The 19992-nt window shown below is 69.0% G+C and carries 23 protein-coding genes and 3 pseudogenes; 18 read left to right on the forward strand and 8 right to left on the reverse strand.

The window, feature by feature from the left end:
* The first annotated feature begins 84 nt into the window (after positions 1–84).
* From LRS10_RS08400 to LRS10_RS08410, 3 genes and pseudogenes are all read left to right on the forward strand, one after another.
* Positions 85–688: pseudogene (locus LRS10_RS08400) on the forward strand (UbiX family flavin prenyltransferase).
* Between the two features lie 2 nt (positions 689–690).
* Entirely contained in the window at positions 691–1134 is a 444-nt protein-coding gene (locus LRS10_RS08405) for a TIGR02444 family protein (RefSeq protein ID WP_257836845.1), read from the forward strand.
* Between the two features lie 15 nt (positions 1135–1149).
* Entirely contained in the window at positions 1150–1365 is a 216-nt protein-coding gene (locus tag LRS10_RS08410; RefSeq protein WP_257836846.1) for a YdcH family protein, read from the forward strand.
* Between the two features lie 9 nt (positions 1366–1374).
* On the opposite strand, the gene LRS10_RS08415 is transcribed toward LRS10_RS08410, so the two are convergent.
* Positions 1375–2097, reverse strand: coding sequence for a GGDEF domain-containing protein (locus LRS10_RS08415; RefSeq protein WP_257836847.1), 723 nt, complete (start codon positions 2095–2097; stop codon positions 1375–1377).
* 154 nt (positions 2098–2251) lie between these two features.
* On the opposite strand from LRS10_RS08415, the gene purE reads away from it, so the two are divergent.
* The 4 genes from purE to LRS10_RS08435 all read left to right on the forward strand — a co-directional run bounded on the left by purE (position 2252) and on the right by LRS10_RS08435 (position 4486).
* Positions 2252–2743 (forward strand): 5-(carboxyamino)imidazole ribonucleotide mutase, encoded by a 492-nt coding sequence (gene purE, locus LRS10_RS08420; protein WP_257836848.1) that lies wholly within the window; start codon positions 2252–2254, stop codon positions 2741–2743.
* Positions 2744–2751: 8 nt separating this feature from the next.
* On the forward strand, positions 2752–3834 hold the full coding sequence (locus LRS10_RS08425; RefSeq protein ID WP_257836849.1) for a 5-(carboxyamino)imidazole ribonucleotide synthase: 1083 nt from the start codon (positions 2752–2754) through the stop codon (positions 3832–3834).
* Between the two features lie 62 nt (positions 3835–3896).
* Positions 3897–4286 carry a hypothetical protein gene (locus LRS10_RS08430; protein ID WP_257836850.1) on the forward strand — a complete coding sequence of 130 codons (390 nt, stop codon included), beginning with the start codon at positions 3897–3899 and terminating at the stop codon, positions 4284–4286.
* Positions 4283–4486, forward strand: coding sequence for a helix-turn-helix transcriptional regulator (locus LRS10_RS08435; RefSeq protein WP_257836851.1), 204 nt, complete (start codon positions 4283–4285; stop codon positions 4484–4486). Before LRS10_RS08430 ends, LRS10_RS08435 begins: the two co-directional genes overlap by 4 nt.
* On the opposite strand, the gene LRS10_RS08440 is transcribed toward LRS10_RS08435, so the two are convergent.
* Positions 4471–5130 carry a COQ9 family protein gene (locus tag LRS10_RS08440; RefSeq protein ID WP_257836852.1) on the reverse strand — a complete coding sequence of 220 codons (660 nt, stop codon included), beginning with the start codon at positions 5128–5130 and terminating at the stop codon, positions 4471–4473. The genes LRS10_RS08435 and LRS10_RS08440 overlap by 16 nt on opposite strands.
* Before the next feature lie 176 nt (positions 5131–5306).
* Here LRS10_RS08440 and rpsU point away from each other — a divergent pair, with 176 nt between their 5' ends.
* Both rpsU and ftsH read left to right on the forward strand, forming a co-directional pair.
* Positions 5307–5540 carry a 30S ribosomal protein S21 gene (gene rpsU / locus LRS10_RS08445; RefSeq protein WP_111275467.1) on the forward strand — a complete coding sequence of 78 codons (234 nt, stop codon included), beginning with the start codon at positions 5307–5309 and terminating at the stop codon, positions 5538–5540.
* A 185-nt stretch (positions 5541–5725) separates the two neighbouring features.
* Complete coding sequence (gene ftsH / locus LRS10_RS08450; protein WP_257836853.1) at positions 5726–7612, forward strand: ATP-dependent zinc metalloprotease FtsH; 1887 nt, start codon at positions 5726–5728, stop codon at positions 7610–7612.
* Positions 7613–7615: 3 nt separating this feature from the next.
* Here the strand turns inward: ftsH and LRS10_RS08455 are convergent, their stop codons facing one another.
* Positions 7616–7900: a hypothetical protein gene (locus LRS10_RS08455; protein ID WP_257836854.1), complete on the reverse strand. Its 285-nt coding sequence runs from the start codon at positions 7898–7900 to the stop codon at positions 7616–7618.
* A 102-nt stretch (positions 7901–8002) separates the two neighbouring features.
* On the opposite strand from LRS10_RS08455, the pseudogene folP reads away from it, so the two are divergent.
* The 3 genes and pseudogenes from folP (at position 8003) to LRS10_RS08470 (ending at position 10167) form a co-directional block, all read left to right on the forward strand.
* Positions 8003–8789 (forward strand): annotated as a pseudogene (folP, locus tag LRS10_RS08460) (dihydropteroate synthase).
* Positions 8790–8798: 9 nt separating this feature from the next.
* Positions 8799–9604, forward strand: a pseudogene (gene thiD / locus LRS10_RS08465) (bifunctional hydroxymethylpyrimidine kinase/phosphomethylpyrimidine kinase).
* A gap of 47 nt (positions 9605–9651) precedes the next feature.
* On the forward strand, positions 9652–10167 hold the full coding sequence (locus tag LRS10_RS08470; protein ID WP_257839116.1) for a nucleotidyltransferase family protein: 516 nt from the start codon (positions 9652–9654) through the stop codon (positions 10165–10167).
* On the opposite strand, the gene LRS10_RS08475 is transcribed toward LRS10_RS08470, so the two are convergent.
* Positions 10164–10610, reverse strand: a complete 447-nt coding sequence (locus tag LRS10_RS08475; protein ID WP_257836855.1) for a GNAT family N-acetyltransferase — start codon at positions 10608–10610, stop codon at positions 10164–10166. The genes LRS10_RS08470 and LRS10_RS08475 overlap by 4 nt on opposite strands.
* A 74-nt stretch (positions 10611–10684) precedes the next feature.
* Between LRS10_RS08475 and LRS10_RS08480 the strand changes: the two genes are divergently transcribed.
* Positions 10685–11497: a PhzF family phenazine biosynthesis protein gene (locus LRS10_RS08480; protein WP_257836856.1), complete on the forward strand. Its 813-nt coding sequence runs from the start codon at positions 10685–10687 to the stop codon at positions 11495–11497.
* Positions 11498–11552: 55 nt separating this feature from the next.
* Here LRS10_RS08480 and LRS10_RS08485 read toward each other — a convergent pair whose 3' ends face one another.
* Positions 11553–11945, reverse strand: coding sequence for a hypothetical protein (locus LRS10_RS08485; protein WP_257836857.1), 393 nt, complete (start codon positions 11943–11945; stop codon positions 11553–11555).
* A gap of 59 nt (positions 11946–12004) precedes the next feature.
* Positions 12005–12346, reverse strand: a complete 342-nt coding sequence (locus tag LRS10_RS08490) for a hypothetical protein (RefSeq protein ID WP_257836858.1) — start codon at positions 12344–12346, stop codon at positions 12005–12007.
* 249 nt (positions 12347–12595) lie between these two features.
* On the opposite strand from LRS10_RS08490, the gene LRS10_RS08495 reads away from it, so the two are divergent.
* Positions 12596–12874: a hypothetical protein gene (locus LRS10_RS08495; RefSeq protein ID WP_257836859.1), complete on the forward strand. Its 279-nt coding sequence runs from the start codon at positions 12596–12598 to the stop codon at positions 12872–12874.
* Positions 12875–13087: 213 nt separating this feature from the next.
* Here LRS10_RS08495 and LRS10_RS08500 read toward each other — a convergent pair whose 3' ends face one another.
* The gene (locus LRS10_RS08500; RefSeq protein ID WP_374569629.1) at positions 13088–14998 is read right to left on the reverse strand and encodes an ATP-binding protein; all 1911 of its coding nucleotides are present in this window, start codon (positions 14996–14998) and stop codon (positions 13088–13090) included.
* Positions 14999–15208: 210 nt separating this feature from the next.
* Between LRS10_RS08500 and LRS10_RS08505 the strand changes: the two genes are divergently transcribed.
* Positions 15209–15538 carry a hypothetical protein gene (locus LRS10_RS08505; protein ID WP_257836861.1) on the forward strand — a complete coding sequence of 110 codons (330 nt, stop codon included), beginning with the start codon at positions 15209–15211 and terminating at the stop codon, positions 15536–15538.
* Positions 15539–15619: 81 nt separating this feature from the next.
* The gene (locus LRS10_RS08510) at positions 15620–16048 is read left to right on the forward strand and encodes a hypothetical protein (protein WP_257836862.1); all 429 of its coding nucleotides are present in this window, start codon (positions 15620–15622) and stop codon (positions 16046–16048) included.
* On the opposite strand, the gene LRS10_RS08515 is transcribed toward LRS10_RS08510, so the two are convergent.
* Entirely contained in the window at positions 16045–16938 is an 894-nt protein-coding gene (locus LRS10_RS08515; RefSeq protein ID WP_257836863.1) for a DMT family transporter, read from the reverse strand. The two genes, LRS10_RS08510 and LRS10_RS08515, sit on opposite strands and share 4 nt — an antisense overlap.
* Before the next feature lie 220 nt (positions 16939–17158).
* On the opposite strand from LRS10_RS08515, the gene LRS10_RS08520 reads away from it, so the two are divergent.
* Positions 17159–18307, forward strand: a complete 1149-nt coding sequence (locus LRS10_RS08520) for a phosphoserine transaminase (RefSeq protein ID WP_374570958.1) — start codon at positions 17159–17161, stop codon at positions 18305–18307.
* Between the two features lie 66 nt (positions 18308–18373).
* Positions 18374–19948 carry a phosphoglycerate dehydrogenase gene (gene serA / locus LRS10_RS08525; RefSeq protein ID WP_257836865.1) on the forward strand — a complete coding sequence of 525 codons (1575 nt, stop codon included), beginning with the start codon at positions 18374–18376 and terminating at the stop codon, positions 19946–19948.
* Positions 19949–19992 lie beyond the last annotated feature (44 nt).

Raw genomic sequence — 19992 nt, forward strand, 5'->3', positions numbered from 1 at the left:
GCTTCCCGGCGCTGTCAGATCACATATGTTTGCAGCCGGCGGGCGGAAGCTGCGCCGCGGCCTTGGGCGTTGGGGACCTTCCGCATGCCGACACGCGAACGCCTCATCGTGGGGATCTCCGGCGCCTCAGGCGTCGCCTACGGCCTGCGGGTGCTCGACGCCTGCCGCGATCTTGGGGTGGAAAGCCATCTGGTGGTCAGCCGCTCGGCGGCGCTCACTCTCGCTGACGAGACCGACATGTCCGTCGCCGAGGTGCAGGCGCGGGCCGACGTCGCGCACAAGGCGACGGATGTCGGGGCCTCGATCGCCTCGGGTTCGTTCCCGGCGCTCGGCATGATCGTCGCGCCGTGTTCAGTCCGGACGATGAGCGAGATCGCGACCGGCGTGACCTCGTCCCTCCTCACCCGCGCTGCGGATGTCACCCTCAAGGAGCGACGTACGCTCGTGCTGATGGTTCGCGAGACGCCGCTGCACCTGGGACATCTGCGCACCATGGTGCGGCTGGCCGAGATGGGGGGCGGTGATCGCACCGCCGCTGCCAGCCTTCTACGCCAAGCCGGCGAGCCTGGAGGAGATGATCGACCAGTCCGTCGGCCGCGCTCTCGATCTCTTCGGCCTCTCGTGGAAGCCGGTGCGGCGCTGGGGCCAGGATGTGGGGCCGGTCTCGGGCGCCGGCGGCGAGGCCTGAGCGTGGACATCTGGGACTGGGCTCTCGAGGCCTACGGCCGTCCCGGCGTCGCCGACGCCTGCCTCGCGTTGCAGGACGAGCACGGCCAGAACACGCCTCTCCTCCTTTGGGCTGTCTGGGCCGAGGCGTCCGATCCCGCCCTGCTGGCCCGGGCTGTTCAGGTCGCGCTGTCCTGGGACGCCGTCGCCGTGACCCCGCTGCGCCAAGTCCGCCGGGCCCTGAAGCCCGCGCATCCCCCGGTGGCCGACGCCGCGCGCGAGGCGTTGCGGGAGGATGTGAAGGCCGCCGAGCTGCGCGCCGAGCGGGTGTTGCTCGAGACGCTTGCGGCCCTCGGGCCGAGGGGCGGCGGCGCGCCGGCGTTGACGGCGCTCGACGCCGCGAGCCGCGCCTGGGGCAGGGCCATTCCCCGCGACGCGCTGGCTGTACTCGCCGGCGCCCTGGGTTAGGATCGCGCCGCGGCCATGATCGACTATTCCATCTTCTCCGAAGACGCCCTGTTCGCCCGCCTCCGCGAGCTGCAGCAGGACCATGCGGATTTCGACGCCGCGATCCAGGCCCTCGCCGCCACCCCGATGCCCGACCTGCTGCTGATCGGCCGGCTGAAGCGCAAGAAGCTGGCGCTGAAGGACGAGATCAGCCGCGTCGAGAGCTACCTGACTCCCGACATCATCGCCTAGCCGCCGGCTCTAGGGCGCGGCGCGCCTGGCCCGCTTGCGCGCGAACATCGCCGCGTCGGCCTCGGCCAGCAGCTGTTCCGGCTCGGCCTCGGCGCTGAGCTGGCGGACGCCGTAGCTGAGGTGCAGCGGAGCCGACCACTCGCCGAACGCCAGGGGCTGAGACTCGATCGCCCGCACAAGCGACTGGGCCTTGGCCTCGGCCACGGCGTGGTCGGCCTGGACGAGGATGACGCCGAACTCGTCGCCGCCCAGGCGTCCCACCAGGTCGCTCTCGCGCACATTGGCCTGCAGGCGCTCGGCTACGGCCTGCAGCGCCGCGTCGCCCGCGGCGTGGCCGAAGCGGTCGTTCACCCGCTTGAAGCCGTCGAGATCGAAGAACACGAGGCTGGCCGGCGAGCCGTAGCGTTGGGCGAAGGTGCGCACGCGCGACAGCTCGCGCAGGAATGCCCGGCGGTTCAGAAGCGGCGTCAGCGGGTCGCGATCGGCGAGGCCCTCCACCTCGGAAAGCCGGGCCTTCAACCGGCCCACCTCGCCCCGCAGGTCGTCGATCTCGCCCAGGAGCGTCTGGACCGCCGCGCGGACCGAGGGCGTCATCTCGACGTCGGCGATCCCCAGGAACGATACGCTGTCAGCCCTCTGAACGGGAGCTACGGCGCTGCGCTCGGCAGCCTCATGCAATGCGCGGGTGCGGATCTGCGAGAACCGTTCAACGCGGGCGCCGGTGATCTTCATGCTGCGATCTTCATGGGCGGGCGCCGGATTCCTTTCGCAGAATCAACGCGCGACGAAGGACTTTGGCGAAAGTAGCCGTGCTCGGTTGCCCGCGCAAAGGCGGCGTCTATACTCCGCGCCCTTCCGGTAGGGGCTGTCAGGACCTGAGCACGACATGAGCGCAACCGCCGCGCCCGTCGCCATCATCATGGGCAGCCGATCGGACTGGCCGATCCTGAAGCACGCCGCCGAGCTGCTGGAGGCGCTCGGCGTCGCCTACGAGGCCAAGGTGGTCTCGGCCCATCGCACGCCGGACCGGATGTACGACTTCGCAAAGACGGCGAAGGCGCGCGGCGTGAAGGTGATCATCGCCGGCGCGGGCGGCGCCGCGCACCTGCCGGGCATGACCGCATCGCTCACCGACCTGCCGGTGCTGGGCGTTCCGATCGAGTCCAAGGCGCTGAAGGGCATGGATAGCCTGCTGTCCATCGTCCAGATGCCCGCGGGAATCCCCGTGGGCACGCTGGCCATCGGCGAGGCGGGCGCGAAGAACGCGGGCATCATGGCCGCCAAGATTCTAGCCCTGTCGGACGACGGCGTGGCCGGGCGGGTCGCCGCCTTCGCCGCGCGGCAGACCGAAAGCGTCGCTGAAACCGTCGAGGACTGAGACCACCCATGGCCGCTTTTCCGCTCCCGCCGGGCTCCGTCATCGGCATCCTGGGTGGAGGGCAGCTCGGCCGCATGCTGGCCCAAGCCGCCGCCCGCCTGGGGTTCGATGCCGCCATCCTGGAGCGCGAGCACGACGCCCCGGCCGGACGCGTGGCCGCCCGGGTGATCGAGGGGGCGTATGACGATCCGGATGCGCTCGCCCGCCTGGCCGAAGTCGCCGGCGTCGTCACCTACGAGTTCGAGAACGTGCCCGCCGCCTCCGTGGAGCGCCTTGTGAGTCTAGGCGCCGAGGTGGCGCCCGGGCCGCGCGCGCTGGCGGTCGCCCAGGACCGCTTCGAGGAGAAGACCTTCCTGAACGCCAACGGCGCGCCCACCGTGGCCTTCGCCGCCGCCAATACGCCGGACGAGGCCATCGCGGCCGTGACGAGCATCGGCGCGCCGGCGCTCATGAAGACCCGCCGCGAGGGCTATGACGGCAAGGGCCAGCGCTGGGTCGAGCACGCCGCCGACGCCGCGCGCATCTTCGCCGGACTCGGCTCCGTTCCGGTGATCGTGGAAGCCCCGGCAGAATTCGTGCGCGAGCTCTCGGTAATCGCCGCCCGCGGCCGCGACGGCTCGACCGCGGTCTATCCGCTGGCCGAGAACCACCACGAACAGGGCATCCTGCGGCGCAGCCTGGCGCCGGCGCACGCCTCGCCGGCGCTCACGGAGCAGGCCGAACGCATCGCGCGTCGGGTGCTGCAGGGGCTGGAGTACGTCGGCGTGATCGGTATCGAGCTGTTCGAGCTGAAGGACGGCCGTCTGCTGGTGAACGAGATCGCGCCCCGCGTGCACAACACCGGCCACTGGACGCAGGACGGCTGCGAGGTGGACCAGTTCGAGCAGCACATCCGCGCCGTCGCCGGCTGGCCGCTCGGGCCCACCGCCGCCACGGCCCGCGTCGAGATGCTGAACCTGCTGGGCGACGAGGTGGACGGCTGGAAGAAGTTCGCGTCCGAGGCAGAGACCCGCATCCACCTCTACGGTAAACGCGAGGCCAAGCCCGGCCGGAAGATGGGCCACGTGAACAAGGTCAAGCCGCTACGCTGAATGTCAGGTTGACCTGACATTCCTTGCGTGTAAGGTTCTCCTGACATTTGCAGGAGGCCGCCATGGCCATGACCGCCGCCAACCGTCGCTACGTCCTCCGGACATGGATCTTCATGGGCGCCTACATCGCCCTCAATCTCGGCGCGATGTTCGACATCCTGGATAGCGTTCAACCGCCGGGAACATGGCTCCTGGCGGCTGCCGTCTCGGCGCAGATCGCGGGTCAGATCTGGGCGACGCTGGCGTTCATCCAGGAAAGCGACGAGTTTGTCCGCGCGCTCACGGCGAAACGGTTCATCGTCGCGTCCGGCGTGGCGATGTCGCTGTTCAGCTTCTGGGGCTTTCTCGAAAGCTATGCCGCAGCGCCCCACATTCCAGGCTGGATGATCTATCCGCTGTTCTGGGTGGCGTTCTGCTTCGCCTCGCCCTTCATCCGGTCGACCCGAGCATGAAGAACCGTCTGAAGGAGCTGCGCGCCGAGCGGGGCTGGACGCAGGCCGACCTGGGCGAGCGGCTGGGCGTCTCGCGTCAGGCGATCATCGCCATCGAGAGCGACAAGCACGATCCGTCGCTGGAGCTCGCCTACAAGATCGCTGCGCTGTTCGGCGAGCCTGTCGAGGCGATCTTCAACAATCCCTATTCGGCCGGCTGACGGCCGTACCGCATCCGGCTCATCGCCCCCGCCGCCTGGGTCAGCCAGTCGCCGGGCCTGAAGCCGCCGGTGGCTTTCCACTTCTCGTAGGCCATGACGTTCTCGATCCGCCGGTCGATGAAGTCGAGGGCGGCCTTGCGACCCGAGGAAAGCCGGATCGCGAAGGCGCCCGTCAGGATGCCGGCCAGGATCGCGCGCTTGGAGTAGTGGTTCTCATCGGTCGCCACGTCGCCGGCCCAGCGCCACAGCACGTCGGCGCTCTCCCAGGCGAGCTTGCCGCCCAGGTGAAGATTCTGCGGCAGGGTCAGCCAGCCCAGCCAGCGGCGCAGCGCCGGCTCATCGGTGGCGGCGGCGTCCAGACGAGCTTCGCAAGCCCGGCGGATGCGTTCGCGGATCTTCAGGCTATCGGGATCAACCTCAGCCAGCATCGCCAGCGCCCGCTGGTCGTGACGGCGCGACAGCAGGGCGGCAAGGTCCGCCGGGCCATGCGGCAGCAGGAGCTCGGTCTCGCCGGGCGCCAGGCCGAGCGCCTTGCCCGCATGCTTCACCATCAGGCGCGTCCAGCCGTGGGCGGGGCTGAGTTTCAACGCCTCGTCCAGGAGCTGCTGTTCGGTGGTTTCGGCCCAGGCCTGCGCGTCGGTCATGGGCCCATACTAACCGCTCGCGAAACCCTCGTCTCGGCGTGGACTCAGGCTCGCGCTTCTGCTATCTCGCCGCGCTCTAACCCGAAGGCCCTGCCTATCGGGCGCATGTTTTTTGTTTTGCTCGCCGCTCTTGACCGGGACGGGGCGGGCGGCCGAGCGATACAGGAGAGAGACCTCTGGTTCAGATTTTCGTCCGCGACAACAACGTCGACCAGGCCCTCAAGGCGCTGAAGAAGAAGATGCAGCGCGAGGGCTCGTTCCGCGAAATGAAGCGGCACGTGCACTACGAAAAGCCGTCCGAGAAGCGCGCCCGCCAGAAGGCGGAAGCCGTGCGCCGGGCTCGCAAGCTGGCCCGCAAGCGCGCCCAGCGCGAGGGTCTGATCGCGGCGCCGAAGAAGCCCAGCCGTTAGGGCTTCCTCGACCTGACTGGTCTTTGCAGAGGCCGCGCCGCCCGGGCGCGGCCTTTCGCATGTCTGGCCCCCAAGGCGAAGCTTTCCGCGGCGCACCGTCGCGTAATCCATGGCCTCGCTGGTGGAACAAGGGTCTCGCCCCTATCTTTAGGCCTTAAGAGAAGCTCGGAAGCGGTCCTGAACGGATGAACCTGCGGAATTTTGTGATCTGGGGCGTCATCGTCGTCGTCCTGATCGGCCTCTACAGCATGATGACCGGCGGCGGCCGCGGCGCGGCGAGCGCCGGCGAGCTCAGCTACTCCCAGGCCCTGTCGAAGGTGAACAACGGCGAGGTCTCCAAGGCGGTGATCCGCGGGCCGGCGGTGGAGATCACCGACAAATCGGGCAAGACCTTCACGACCATCACGCCGGTGGACCAGGAAGACCTGGTGAAGCGGCTGGAGGCCCAGGGCGCCGACATCGCGGTGAAGCCCGCCGGCGGCTTCACCTTCATGACGCTGCTGCTCAACCTGCTGCCCATCCTGCTCCTGATCGGGGTGTGGATCTTCTTCATGCGGCAGATGCAGGGCGGCGCGCGCGGCGCCATGGGCTTCGGCAAGTCCAAGGCCAGGCTGCTGACCGAGAACAAGAACCGCGTCACCTTCGACGACGTCGCCGGCGTCGACGAGGCCAAGGAAGAGCTGCAGGAGGTCGTCGACTTCCTGAAGGACCCGCAGAAGTTCCAGCGCCTCGGCGGCAAGATCCCGAAGGGCGCCCTGCTGATCGGCCCTCCCGGCACGGGTAAGACGCTGATCGCCCGCGCCGTCGCGGGCGAGGCCGGCGTGCCGTTCTTCACGATCTCGGGCTCGGACTTCGTCGAGATGTTCGTGGGCGTCGGCGCCAGCCGCGTGCGCGACATGTTCGAGCAGGCCAAGAAGAACGCGCCCTGCATCATCTTCATCGACGAGATCGACGCCGTCGGCCGGCACCGCGGCGCCGGCCTCGGCGGCGGCAACGACGAGCGCGAGCAGACGCTGAACCAGCTGCTGGTCGAAATGGACGGCTTCGAAGCGAACGAGGGCATCATCCTCATCGCCGCCACCAACCGTCCCGACGTCCTGGACCCGGCCCTGCTGCGTCCCGGCCGCTTCGACCGCCAGGTCGTGGTGCCGAACCCGGACATCAACGGCCGCGAGCGCATCCTGCGCGTCCACATGAAGAACGTGCCGCTGGCCGCCGACGTCGAGGTCAAGGTCATCGCCCGCGGCACCCCCGGCTTCTCGGGCGCCGATCTGGCCAACCTGGTCAACGAAGCCGCCCTGATGGCCGCGCGGAAGAACCGCCGCATGGTCACCATGCGCGACTTCGAGGACGCGAAGGACAAGGTCATGATGGGCGCCGAGCGCCGGTCCATGGTCATGACCGAGGACGAAAAGAAGCTGACCGCCTACCACGAAGGTGGCCACGCCCTGGTCGCGCTGAACGTTCCGGCCACCGACCCGGTGCATAAGGCGACGATCATCCCGCGCGGCCGCGCGCTGGGCATGGTCATGCAGCTGCCTGAGCGGGACAAGTTCTCGATGTCCTACGAGCAGATGACCTCGCGGCTCGCCATCCTGTTCGGCGGCCGCGTCGCGGAGGAGATCATCTTCGGCAAGGAGAAGATCACGTCCGGCGCCTCGTCCGACATCAGTCAGGCGACCAAGCTCGCCCGGGCCATGGTCACCAAATGGGGCTTCTCGGACCGCCTGGGCTCGGTGGAGTACGGCGAGAACCAGGAGGAGGTGTTCCTGGGGCATTCCGTCGCCCGCAACCAGAACGTCTCGGAAGAGACCGCCAAGATCATCGACGAGGAGGTTCGCCGCCTCGTGGAGAGCGGCGAGCAGGAAGCCCGACGCATCCTGACCGAGAAGCTGGACGAGCTGCATACCCTGGCCAAGGCCCTGCTCGAATACGAAACCCTGACCGGCGAGGAGATCGTCAATGCGCTGAAGGGCATCGCGCCCAAGCGCGACGACGCCGAGGCCAAGCGGCCTTCGGGCCCCGCGGTGGCGGTGCCCATCTCGCCCCGCCCGAGCGCGGAGCCGGCGTAAGGATCAGGCGGCCTTCGGGCCGCCTTTTTCTTTCCGGCGGGACAGAAGGTTCGGGAGTTCGCCGCGCCGTCGGCGACTGTCGCCGTCCGCGCCTTCGCGCGACAGCTGCTTGATCGCCTCGCGGAGGATCTTCCGGCCCCAGCGCGTCAGCGCGGGATCCGCCAGCTTCTTGCGCAGGGCTTCGGCCGCCCCTTCGCCGTGCCGGCGGGTTGCGTAAGCGGCCTCCGCTTGCGCCTCGCTCTGCAGCCAGCGCCAGCGGCGGTAGATCCGGAAAGGATTGAGCGTCATCGCGGCCGGTCTGCTATCAGAGTTTTGCGTCTCTGAAGTGAAGGTTGAGTTCGACGCCGCATGGTTGCAAACCGGCCAAAGGTCGCACCACCTATCCGGGTGATGGGCGTGCTCAACATGACGCCGGATAGCTTCTCGGATGGCGGATCCTTAGGCAGTGTCGAGGCTGGCCTATCGCGCGCTTTGGCGATGCTGCGGGCAGGCGCCGACATCGTCGACGTCGGCGGCGAGTCCACGCGTCCGGGCGCGGCGCCCGTTGCGGCCGACGAGGAGATCGCCCGGGTGGTGCCGCTGATCCGCGCCCTGCGGCAAGCCGCCGACGCCCCCATTTCGGTCGACACCATGAAGCCGGAGGTGGCCCGCGCCGCCGTCGCCGCCGGCGCGACCATCTGGAACGACGTCGCCGGCCTGCGGGGCGCCGGCAGCCTGGATGTCGCCGCAGAGCTCGGCTGCGAGGTCGTGCTGATGCACATGCAGGGCGAGCCGGGGATGATGCAGAAGGAGCCGCGCTACGAGGATGTGGTGGCTGAGGTGGCCGAATTCCTCCAGGGCCGGGCCGAGGCCGCCATCGCCGCCGGCGTGGCGCGAGATCGGATCTGGCTCGATCCAGGAATAGGCTTTGGCAAGCACATGACCCGCCACAACCTGCCGCTGCTGGCCGGACTGGAGCGGATCGTCGCCCTGGGCTTTCCCGTTCTGCTGGGCGTCAGCCGCAAGAGCTTCATCGCCGCGCTGGACGACGGGGGCGCCGGCCGACGCCCGTTTGGGCGGCTCCATCGCCGCGGCGCTGGCCGGCGCCGCAGCCGGAGTGCGAGCCGTTCGTGTCCACGATGTCCGCGAACACGTCCAGGCGCTTCGGGTCTGGCAAGCGATCGCCGCGGCGGGCTAAGGAGCGGCCATGTCCTCTCAACCCTTGGGCCGCGTGCTCATCATCGCCGGTTCGGATTCGGGCGGGGGCGCCGGCGTTCAGGCGGATATCAAGACCGTGACCGCCCTTGGCGGCTATGCGGCCACGGCGATCACAGCCCTGACGGTGCAGAACACCCTGGGCGTCACCGACGTCCACGCCGCGCCGCTGGCGATCGTGGAGGCTCAGGCCCGCGCCGTTCTCGACGACATCGGCGCCGACGCGATCAAGACCGGCATGCTGGGCGACGCCGCCACCGTCGACCTCGTCGCGCGGCTGATCGCCGATGCCGGCGCGCCTGCGGTCGTCGACCCGGTGATGGTGGCCAAGGGCGGCGCCTCGCTGCTCGCCGCCGACGCCGTCACGGCCGTGCGGGACCAGCTCGTGCCAAGGGCGGCCCTGCTCACGCCGAACGCGCCGGAGGCCGAGGCGCTGACCGGCCTCTCCGTCGCGACGACGGACGACCTGCGCCGCGCGGGCGAGGCGCTGCTCGCCCGGGGTGCGAAGGCCGTGCTGATGAAGGGGGGCACGTGGCCGGCGATCGTGTGGTCGACCTGCTGATGACGCCGGCCGGCGAGACGGTCTTCGAGACCGACCGGATCGAAACACGCAACACCCACGGCACCGGCTGCACCCTGGCCTCGGCCTGTGCGGCGGGCTTGGCCCAGGGGCTGCCGCTGACGGAGGCCGTAGCTCGCGCTTGGGCCTATGTGCAGGAGGCGATGCTGCGCGCGCCCGGCCTCGGCGCCGGTCACGGTCCGCTGGACCACGCCTGGCCGCTGCGGGGGCGCGCGTGAGACATCGTGACGAGCTCGAGGCGATCCTCCGCCGTTCGACGCCGCTGATGCAGGTGCTGACGACGGCCCGTGAGCTCGATCTTCCGGACTGGATGATCTTCTCCGGCGCCATCTACCAGCGCGCGCTCAACCACCTGACCGGGCGCGACCTGGACTACGGCATCAAGGACTACGACCTCGGCTACTACGACGCCGCCGACACCTCCTACGAGGCTGAGGATGTGGTGATCAAGCGCGCCGCCGCGGCCTTCGAACCGCCGCTGCGGGAGATGGTCGAGGTGCGCAACCAGGCGCGCGTCCACATCTGGTTCGCGCCCAAGTTCGACGAGACCTTCACCCCGCTTTCGTGCACGGCCGAGGCCATGGAGCGTTTCGTGGCGCCGCTGTTCGCGGTCGGCGCCCGCCTCGGGGCCGACGACCGGCTGAGCATAGCGGCGCCCTTCGGACTCGATGATCTGTTCGACCTGCGGCTGCGGCCCAATCCGCGCCGGCCGACCGACGCCTTTCCGCGCATCGCGGGCCGCCTGCGCGAGCGCTGGCCCGAACTCAGGATCGAGCCCTAGCGCCGGTAGACGTCGGGATCGCGGATCTCCATCCACCGGTCGACACCGGTCAGCTCGGTGAAGCCGAACTGCCGATAGAGCCCGTGCGCGTCGGCGGTCGCCAGGTGAAGCCGGCGCAAGCCCTGCAGGTCCGGGTGGGCCCTCAGATAGGCCATCAACCGCTTGCCTACGCCCTGGCCGCGATAGACCTCGTCGACGAAGACGTCGCAGACCCAGCCGAACGTGGCGCGATCGGTGACCACCCGGGCCATGCCGGCCATCTCGCCGTCGCGGGAGTAACAGCCGACCGTCAGGCTGTTGGCGCAGGCCTGCTGGAAGGTTTGAAGCGGGATGCCTTCCGCCCAGTAGCTCTCGCCGGCGATCCAGCCGTGCGCTCGCGTCAGGTCGAAACGCGCCGGCCCGTCGCTGAGCGTGAAATCGCCGTCTTTGACCTCGTGCGCCACGTTTACGTCCTCCAGGGCAGGCTGAACCGAACTGGCTCTTGCCCGCCGGCCGCGCCCGGTCGCAAGTGCCGGTCATGCGCCAGTGGACCGTCGACGCCTTCGCCGCACAGCCCTTCCGGGGCAATCCCGCCTGCGTGGTGGAGCCTTTCGACCGGTGGCCGGACGATGTGTGGATGCAGGCCCTGGCCGCCGAGAACAACCAGGCCGAAACCGCCTTCCTTCGGCGGACGGCCGACCCCGCGCGCTTCGACCTGCGCTGGTTCACCCCGACGCTGGAAGTGCCGCTCTGCGGCCACGCCACGCTCGCGGCCGCGCACGTGCTGTTCTCCGAACTCGGTCTCGCCGCCGAGCGTGTCGCCTTCGGGACGCAGTCCGGACCGCTGGCCGTCGCCCGCCGAGGCGAAGGGTACGAAATGGATTTCCCCAGTCAGCCGCCGCGCCGCATCGAACCGCCGGAGGGACTGGCCAAGGCCCTGGGCGTGCAGCCGCGCGAAGTCTGGGTCTCGACCTATCTGGTCGCCGTGGTGGACGACGAGGCTACGGTGCGGGCCCTGCGGCCCGACGTGCCCGGCCTGGCCGGCGTCGGGTTGGAGGCCAGCGGCGGCCCCGGCAACATCGGCGTCGCCGCGATTGCAGCGCCGGCCAAGCCCTACCAGGTCGTCAGCCGCTTCTTCGGCCCCGGCTGCGGCATCCCGGAGGATCCCACCACCGGTTCGCTGCACTGCATCCTTGCTCCCTTGTTCTCCGGGAAGCTGGAGCGCGCGAGCCTGGCCTATCATCAGGCCTATCCCGGCCGCGGCGGCGATCTGGAGTGCGAAATCGCCGGGGAGCGCGTGCTCATCCGGGGCCGCGCGGTCACGGTGCTGACGTCCGAGCTCCACGCATGAGAACGCCCCCGGATCGCTCCGGGGGCGTCTTGATCAGGCCGAGAGGGGGCGGCCCTTAGCGCCAGCGGTTGTTGTAGCCGTAGCGCGGATAGTTGTTCGTGGCCGCTTCGATCCGGTTCACCGCTCCGGCCAGGCGCTGGTATTCCCATTGGCTGGCCCGGCCGGTCTCGACGCGCCAGGCGAGGGGTTGAACCTCGCGCAGTTCACGCTGCAGCTGGCGGGCGTGGCCCCAGGAAATGCGGCCCTCCTGGGCGGCGTTGTTGATCCGCCAGCCGAGGCCGTCGACATAGCCGGTGGTCAGATTCCCGCGGTTGTAGCCGCGGTCATGGTTGCGCTCGTAGCCGCGGTCGTAGCCGCCCCAGGGTTGGGCGGAAGCGGCGGTCGCCATGGCTCCGGTCAGCATCAGGGCCGAGGCGCCGACGGCGGCGATGAAGTGGGTCTTACGCATAGCTCAATTCTCCTGAGATTTGTCCTGGCGGCGGCTGTGGCCGAGGCCGTGGCCGTGCCCTATCGGCGGCTGTATTGATGATCGCGACGTTCGAAGCGCAGCTGGGCTTCCAGGCGGTCGAACCGGCGGTCGAGATCGTTCCGCTCCCAGCTCGAGAGGCCGTTCACCCGGTAGCGAGCTTCAAGGCGGGCGATCTGGCGGAAGTCCTCGCGGAGGCGGTTGGCTTCGCGTCGGGTCAGGTCGCCGTGGCGGACGCCCTGCTCGATGCGCCGCTCGATGCGGTCCTGGCGCTGGTTGATGTTCTGCCAGCCGTCATTGTGGCGGTAGCCCTGGGCGGCGGCGGGCGCGGCAATGGCGGCGACTGACGCCAGGGCCGTGAGGGAGATCACCATCTTCTTCATACTCGGTCCTCCAGAACCATCTTTCGCGCCGCGACTGCGGCCTCGATGGCGTCAAGAAACCACGCCGCCCCTGACCCGAACCTGAGCTCGGCGGTTGTCTGGGGTTCAGCTAGCTGAGCGTCCTGTCAGGACCCGACGCGAGGCCGCGGGCGGTGGACGCGCCGTCGCGCGGCTGTGAATTGACGGTCAAGCCTTGTGGGGAAACCCTGGGTCAGGGACGGAACGCATCAGCCCAAGAGGGCGGCGATCATGAACGAGCAGGCAGCCGCTCAGGCGGTCAATTTCGCGATCCTCACCGCGCATCGGCTGGGCGAACCGCGCGTGCTGGAGCTCTCCTCGAGCCGGCTTCGCGAACTCCGATGCGGCGGCAAACCCGGCGACTTCAGCGGCGGCCCGCCCTGGACCTACCGCGGACTGCGGCTGTGCGAGGTCGAAGGGGTCGGCGGCCGCGTCCTGGCCTGGGACCGCGCCCGCGAGATGGAGGTGGTCCAGCCGATCCGGTGGCCGGCCGACCAGGCGCGGGCCTGAAACGGCTCAGTTCTTCCGAATCCGCATGACTGTTCTGCGGAAATGGGCGGGTGCGTCAGCACCAGCTCGCGCCCACATGGACGAGGCGAGAGACGGAGCCTCCCCATGAACATACTGCCCGCCGCCCTGTCCCTGCTGAGCGCCGGCTTCGCCGTCGTCATGGCGATCCCGATCGTCGGGCCGCATCTGCTCGCGGCGTTCTAGACGCGCGATCTACGCCGCTGAGCGCGCCCGCCCGATCGGCTGGGTCGTCGCCGCCGCGTTCAGCGCGCCGGAGATCGCGTCGTACAGCTTCGCGATTTCGATCGGCTTGGCCACGTGGGCGTCCATCCCGACGGCGAGGTACTCCTCGACCTGGTGGGTGAGGGCGTTGGCGGTCAGCGCCACGATCGGCGTGCGCCGGCGCTGCTCTTCCGCTTCGCATGCGCGGATCGTCTTGGCGGCGGTGATCCCGTCCATGACCGGCATCTGAATGTCCATCAGGATCAGGTCGTAGGCGCCTGTGCGCCAGGCCTCCACGGCCTCTTTGCCGTCAGGCACGATGTGCACGTCGATCCCCAGGGAGCCCAGCACGGCCGCCAGCACCTGCTGGTTGGTGGGATTGTCCTCCGCCGCGAGCAGCCGCAGGTCGCCATCGTCGTGCGACGGGGCGGCATCCGGCGTGTCGGCCGCGGCCGGCGCGCCGCGCTTCAGGGGCAGCTCGACCGTGAAGGTCGAGCCGTGCCCCTCCCGGCTCTCGACGTCGATCGAGCCGCCCATCATCTGGGTCAGCTCGCGGCAGATGGCGAGGCCGAGACCGGTGCCGCCGAAGCGGCGTGTGGCGGAGTTGTCGGCCTGGGTGAATTTCTCGAACAGGCTGGGCAGCTTCTCTGGGGCGATGCCCACGCCGGTGTCGCTGACCACGATGCGCAGGGCGCCGGCGTGGTTCACGTCGACGCGTGCCCGCACCTCGCCCTGGCTGGTGAATTTCACCGCGTTTGAAAGCAGGTTGCCGACGATCTGGCGCAGACGGTCGGGGTCCCCACGCCACCAGCCGCGGGCGGCGTCGGCCACCTCGACCGAGTAGGCGAGGCCCTTGCCCTCGGCGACGATGCTGAAGTTATCGCGCGCCTGGTCGAGCTCGGGCTCCAGTTCGAAGTCCTCGTCCATCAGCGTCAGCTTGCCGGCCTCGATCTTCGACAGGTCCAGCACGTCGTTCAGCACCGCCAGCAACAGACCGCCCGAGCGCCGGATCACGTCCAGCCGCTCGCGCTGGACCGAGGCCAGCTCGCCCATGGCCATCACCTCGGCCATGGCCAGGACGCCGTTGAGCGGCGTGCGGATCTCGTGGCTCATGTTCGCCAGGAACTGGGTCTTCAGCACATTGGCGGCGTTGGCGGCGTCACGGGCGCCTTCCAGCTCGCGCATGGCGCGCTTCAACTCGTCCTCCCGCTCGCCCAGCTTGGCCAGCAGGTGGTTGAAACTTTCGGTCAGGCTGTCGAACAGTTCGTCGCCGGCCTCCACCTTCACCGGCGCGAAGCGGCCGCCCGCCGCGACCTCGTGCATCGCCCTCGACAGCGTCTCGACCGGCTGGATCACGCGGTGCGCCAGACTGCGCGACAGGAAGAGGGCCAGGCCTACGCCGCCGAACAGCAGCACGGCCGTCAGCGCTGCGAACTTGGGCAGCATGGGCTGCAGCCGGGGTCGCTCGACCACCATTGTGAGCTGGCCCAGCGACTTGCCGTCTGAGACGACGGGCATCTCGAAGGTCTCGGTGTCGCTGCCGGGCGCATCGGCTCGATCGTAACGGGCGAGTTCACGCCCCTGCGGGTCCACCAGACGGGCGGAAACCACCGCGGGACTGGCTTTAACGGCGGTCAGGCTGGCGCGGCTGAACGGCTTGTCGTCCATCACCGGCGCCGCCATCTGGGCCGCGATCCCGGCCAGCCCCTTGTGCACCTGGTGGGATTGCGCCCGAGCCACCACCCACTGCTGCAGCATGAAGGTCAGGCAGGCGGCGAGCAGCACCACGACCGTGGTGATCACGCCCACGCGCGCGACGCGGGCGTGGAAGGTCGCCGAGGGCCTGGATACCCGGTCGACCTTCAGTGGTCGGTCTCTGGCAGGGACCTGTGGCGCGGACATGCCCTGTTGATATCGCCGATAATCCTAACGCTTCGCTTCCGTGTTCGCGCGCCGGGCGAACGCCGCTCTCGGGCCGGGTGAACTGTGTTCTCCGAGACACGCTATTGGAGCCCGCCCGGGAAATCGTGGTTAACAATCGATGAATCGTTTGCCTTAACCTTCACCATTCCTTTACCTTAACGGGTGTGGGCTAAACTGGAGGGTGTTCCGATGGAGAAGGTTTTCGTCGCGCAGCAAGTGGCCAACAAGCTGATCGCGACTGAGCATGCGGTCGACGGCGCTTTGGCCGAGGCGGCCGAGCTGATGAGCGCCATGATCGCGGCGCGTAAGGACGTGAACGCCTCGCTCGTCTTCGCCGACGACTGTCAGGTGAAGCTGATGGACGCGTTGAAGGCGCTGAGCGAAGCCCGCACCGCCATGGTGGGCGTGCACCACGAACTCTACGAAGCCAAGCTGCGCCTCGGCATCCGCACGAAGATGGGCCTCGAGGACAAGAAGATCGACAACGGCGAAGGCGTCACGCTTCGGCAGGCTGTCTGACCCCGGACGTTTTCGGCAACTCTCGAGTTGCAATACTTTAACTGGTGAGGGCGCCCTAATTCGGTTTAGGGCGCCCTGATCATGCCGACGTCACCTATCGTCCAACTCCTGCTGGCCCTGATCGTCCTGGGCTGCGCATTCGGCGTGTGGAAGGGCGACCTTCCCGAGCGGGTCGGCGCGCTGATCATCCTGTTGAACGCGGCCCTGACCCTCGCGGTGGGCGGGCTGCTGGACGACCATGTCGGCTATCTCTTCAACATGGTTCTGGACGGCGTCACCGCCGTCGCCTTCCTGTTGATGACCACCCAGTGGGGGCGGCTATGGCTGGGGGCCGCGATGCTGATCTATGCGGCGCAGTTCGCCCTGCGCTCCTATTATCTCGTCACCGACCGGCCGCACGACAACCTGCACGCGCTCATCAACAACGCCAACTTCATGGCCCTGGTGATCTGCGTCGTGGTCGGCACCATCGTCGCCTGGCGCAGGCGCGCCGCGCTCGCGCGGTCCTAGTCGCGCTTCGCCGCCGGCGCATAGGTCGTCAGCGCCACGCCCGCCAGGATCAGGCCGAGCGCCGCGAAGGCCGGCCAGCCGGGCCGTTCGCCGAGGATCGCCACGCCGAGAGCGGTGGCCCACAACGGCGCCAGATAGACCGCCATCGACATGAACACCGGACCTCGCCGTCGCACGAGGTAGACGAAGCCGACGCTCGCCAGTCCCGTGGGAAAGACGCCTAGCGCCACGAGCGAGAGCAGGGCGGGCGCTGGCGGGAGCGGCGGCAGGGGCTCCAGCGCCAGCGCTGCGGCGATCCCGAAAGCGCCTGCGGTGAGGCACATCATCAAGGCGCCCACCGACGACGATAGCGGTGGGGCGCGCTTGGTCAGCACATTGGCGACCGCGTAGAGCAACGCTCCGAGCAGGGCGGCGCCCAGCGCCTCGGCCTCGACCACCGCGTCGGCGGCCTGCAGCCGAGGCGCGACCAGGGTCGCCAGGCCCGCGAAGCCCACCAGTACGCCAAGTCCCTTGCGGGCGCTCAGCCGCTCTCCTGAGACGAACAGGTGGGCCAGAACCGCGGTGAAGATCGGCGAGGCGCCGTTGCAGATGGCGTTGACGGCGCTGGGCAGCCTCTGGGCCGAGAAGGCGAAGAGCGCGAACGGCGCCGCCAGACCCACGAAACCGATAGCGGCGTAGATCAGCCAGGCGCGATCATGCCCAGGCGGCGGGCGTTCTCGGCGACCGGCGACCACCAGGGCCAGGACCGGGGCCGCCACCATCAGCCGGCCCGCCGTGTTCCAGAACGGCCCAACGTGTTCGGTGGAAACGCGCAGGGCGGCGAAGGCCGAACCCCAGCAGATCACCAGGAAGGCGAGCACCAGCCAGTCGGAGGCCCGGGAGGTCGACATGCCGCGCTTGGACCACGCGCCGCCCAGCGCGCCAAGGGGCCGCGCCAAGCCCGCGGCGCAGCGTCGCTAACGGCCTCATCAGAAAAGTTTCTCTTGCACTGCAGCAAGAACGAGGGCTTCTGGCCGGCGGGCCACGCCCTCCCAACGGGGCGCTGCCTATCTGCAAGGATAGGAGACATCGCAGGTGACTACGCCTCCCCTCACCGGGGCCAAGCCGGCCATGCGCCCGGCTCGTCCCGAGTTCTCTTCCGGACCATGCGCCAAGCGCCCCGGCTGGAGCCCCGAAAATCTCAGCAACGCCGTCCTTGGCCGTTCGCACCGGTCGAAGATCGGCAAGGCGCGCCTGAAGGAAGCCATCGACCGCACCCGTGAGGTGCTTGAGGTTCCGGACGACTATCTGATCGGCATCGTGCCCGGCTCCGACACCGGCGCCGTCGAGATGGCGCTGTGGTCGATGCTCGGCCCCAAGCCCGTCCAGCTGCTGGCGTTCGAGAGCTTCGGCAAGGACTGGGTCACCGACGTGACCAAGCAGCTCAAGCTGGACGCCGAGGTGCTGGACGCGCCGTACGGCCAGCTGCCCGACCTCACGAAGGTCCACCCGGACGCCGACCTGGTCTTCACCTGGAACGGCACCACCTCGGGCGTCCGCGTTCCGAGCGCCGATTTCATCGCCGCCGACCGTGAGGGGATCACGATCTGCGACGCCACCTCGGCCGCCTTCGCCCAGACGCTCGAGTGGCCGAAGCTCGATGTGGTCACCTTCTCCTGGCAGAAGGCGCTGGGCGGCGAGGCTGCGCACGGCGTGCTGATCCTGTCGCCGCGCGCCGTCGCCCGGCTGGAGAGCTACACGCCGGCCTGGCCGATGCCGAAGCTGTTCCGCATGACGAAGGGTGGGAAGGTCACCCTCGACCTGTTCGAGGGCGCCACCATCAACACACCCTCGATGCTGGCCGTGGAAGACGCCATCGACGCGCTGAAGTGGGCTGCCGGGATCGGCGGCCTGGCCGAGATGAAGCGCCGCGCCGACGCCAATCTCGCGGTGCTCGCGGACTGGGTCGAGAGGACCGATTGGGTGGATTTCCTCGCCGAGGACCCCGCCATCCGCTCGAACACCTCGGTGTGCCTGAAGGTTGTCGATCCCCGCGTCACCGGCCTGCCGGCCGATGCGCAGGCCGACTTCGCCAAGAAGTTGGCCTCGGTGCTCGAGAAGGAGGGCGTGGCCCTCGACGTCGGCGGCTACCGCGACGCGCCTCCGGGTCTGCGGATCTGGTGCGGCGCCACCGTGGACACCGCTGACCTCGATGCGCTGACGCCCTGGCTCGACTGGGCCTTCGCGAACGTCGCCGCTTCCGAACTCGCCGCGGCCTGAGCCGCAGCTTCCCGTTCAAGACCTCCGGGCGCGTGGCGTCCGGAGGCGCATCATCGGATGTTTCCCATGCCCCGCGTTCTTATCGCTGACAGCCTCAGCCCCGCCGCCGTCGACATCTTCCGCCAGCGCGGCGTCGACGTGGACATCAAGACCGGCCTGTCCAAGGACGAGCTGATCGCCGTCATCGGCGACTATGACGGCCTCGTCGTGCGCTCGGACACCAAGCCCAACAAGGACGTCATCGCCGCCGCCAAGAACCTGAAGGTGATCGGTCGCGCCGGCATCGGCGTCGACAATATCGACATCCCGGCCGCCACCGCCGCCGGCGTCGTCGTCATGAACACGCCCTTCGGCAACTCGATCACGACGGCCGAGCATGCCATCGCCATGATGTTCGCCCTGGCGCGCCAGATCCCTGCCGCCGACGCCTCCACCCAGGCCGGCAAATGGGAAAAGAACCGCTTCATGGGCGTGGAGCTGTACGCCAAGACCCTGGGTCTCATCGGCGCCGGCAACATCGGCGGCATCGTCGCCGATCGCGCCCTGGGGCTGAAGATGAAGGTCGTCGCCTACGACCCGTTCCTGTCGCCCGAGCGCGCCGTCGAGATGGGGGTCGAGAAGGTCGAGCTCGAGGACCTGCTGGCCCGCGCCGACATCATCACCCTGCATACGCCACTCACCGACAAGACCCGGAACATCCTGTCGGCCGAAAACCTGGCCAAGACCAAGAAGGGCGTGCTGATCGTCAACTGCGCGCGCGGCGGCCTGGTGGACGAGGCGGCCCTGCGGGCTGGCCTCGAAAGCGGCCACATCGGCGGCGCAGGGTTCGACGTGTTCAGCCAGGAGCCAGCCAAGGAGAACGTGCTGTTCGGCGCGCCGAACCTGGTGGCCACGCCGCACCTCGGCGCCTCCACGAACGAGGCCCAGGAGAACGTCGCCCTGCAGGTCGCTGAGCAGATCAGCGACTACCTGCTGACCGGCGCCGTCACCAACGCCCTCAATAGCCCTTCGGTGACCGCAGAGGAGGCCCCGCGCCTGAAGCCCTTCGTGGCTCTGGCCGAGAAGCTGGGCGCCTTCGCAGGCCAGATGGTCGACTTCGGCATCAAGGCCGTCGACATCGCCTTCGAGGGCGAGGTGGCCAAGCTCAACACCAAGCCGCTCAGCGCCGCAGCCCTGGCGGGCGTGCTGCGCCCCATGCTGGCCGAGATCAACATGGTCTCGGCTCCGGCGGTGGCGAAGGAGCGCGGCATCACGGTCTCCGAGAGCCGCCAGGAGGACTCGCCGATCTACGAGAGCCTCGTGCGCATCACCGTCACCACCGAGAAGGGCAAGCGTTCGTTCGCCGGCTCGGTCCTGGCCGGCGCGCCGCGCATCATCGAGGTAAAGGGGATGGACCTCGACGCCCCGTTCGCGCCGCGCATGCTGTACGTCAACAACCTCGACAAGCCGGGCTTCATCGGCGCGTTGGGCGCGCTGCTGGGCGATGCGAAGATCAACATCGCCACCTTCAACCTCGGGCGCGTGGACGCCGGTGAGGACGCGATCGCCCTGGTTGGCGTGGACGAGGCCCCCGACGAGGCGCTGCTGGAGAAGATCCAGTCGCTGCCCCACGTGAAGGAAGCCAGGGCCCTTCGCTTCTAACTGGACCTTGTCCTCTCCCAGACCCGGTTCCACACCTTGGAGCC

This window comes from Phenylobacterium sp. J426, assembly GCF_024699945.1.
In the GTDB taxonomy this organism is placed as follows: domain Bacteria; phylum Pseudomonadota; class Alphaproteobacteria; order Caulobacterales; family Caulobacteraceae; genus Phenylobacterium.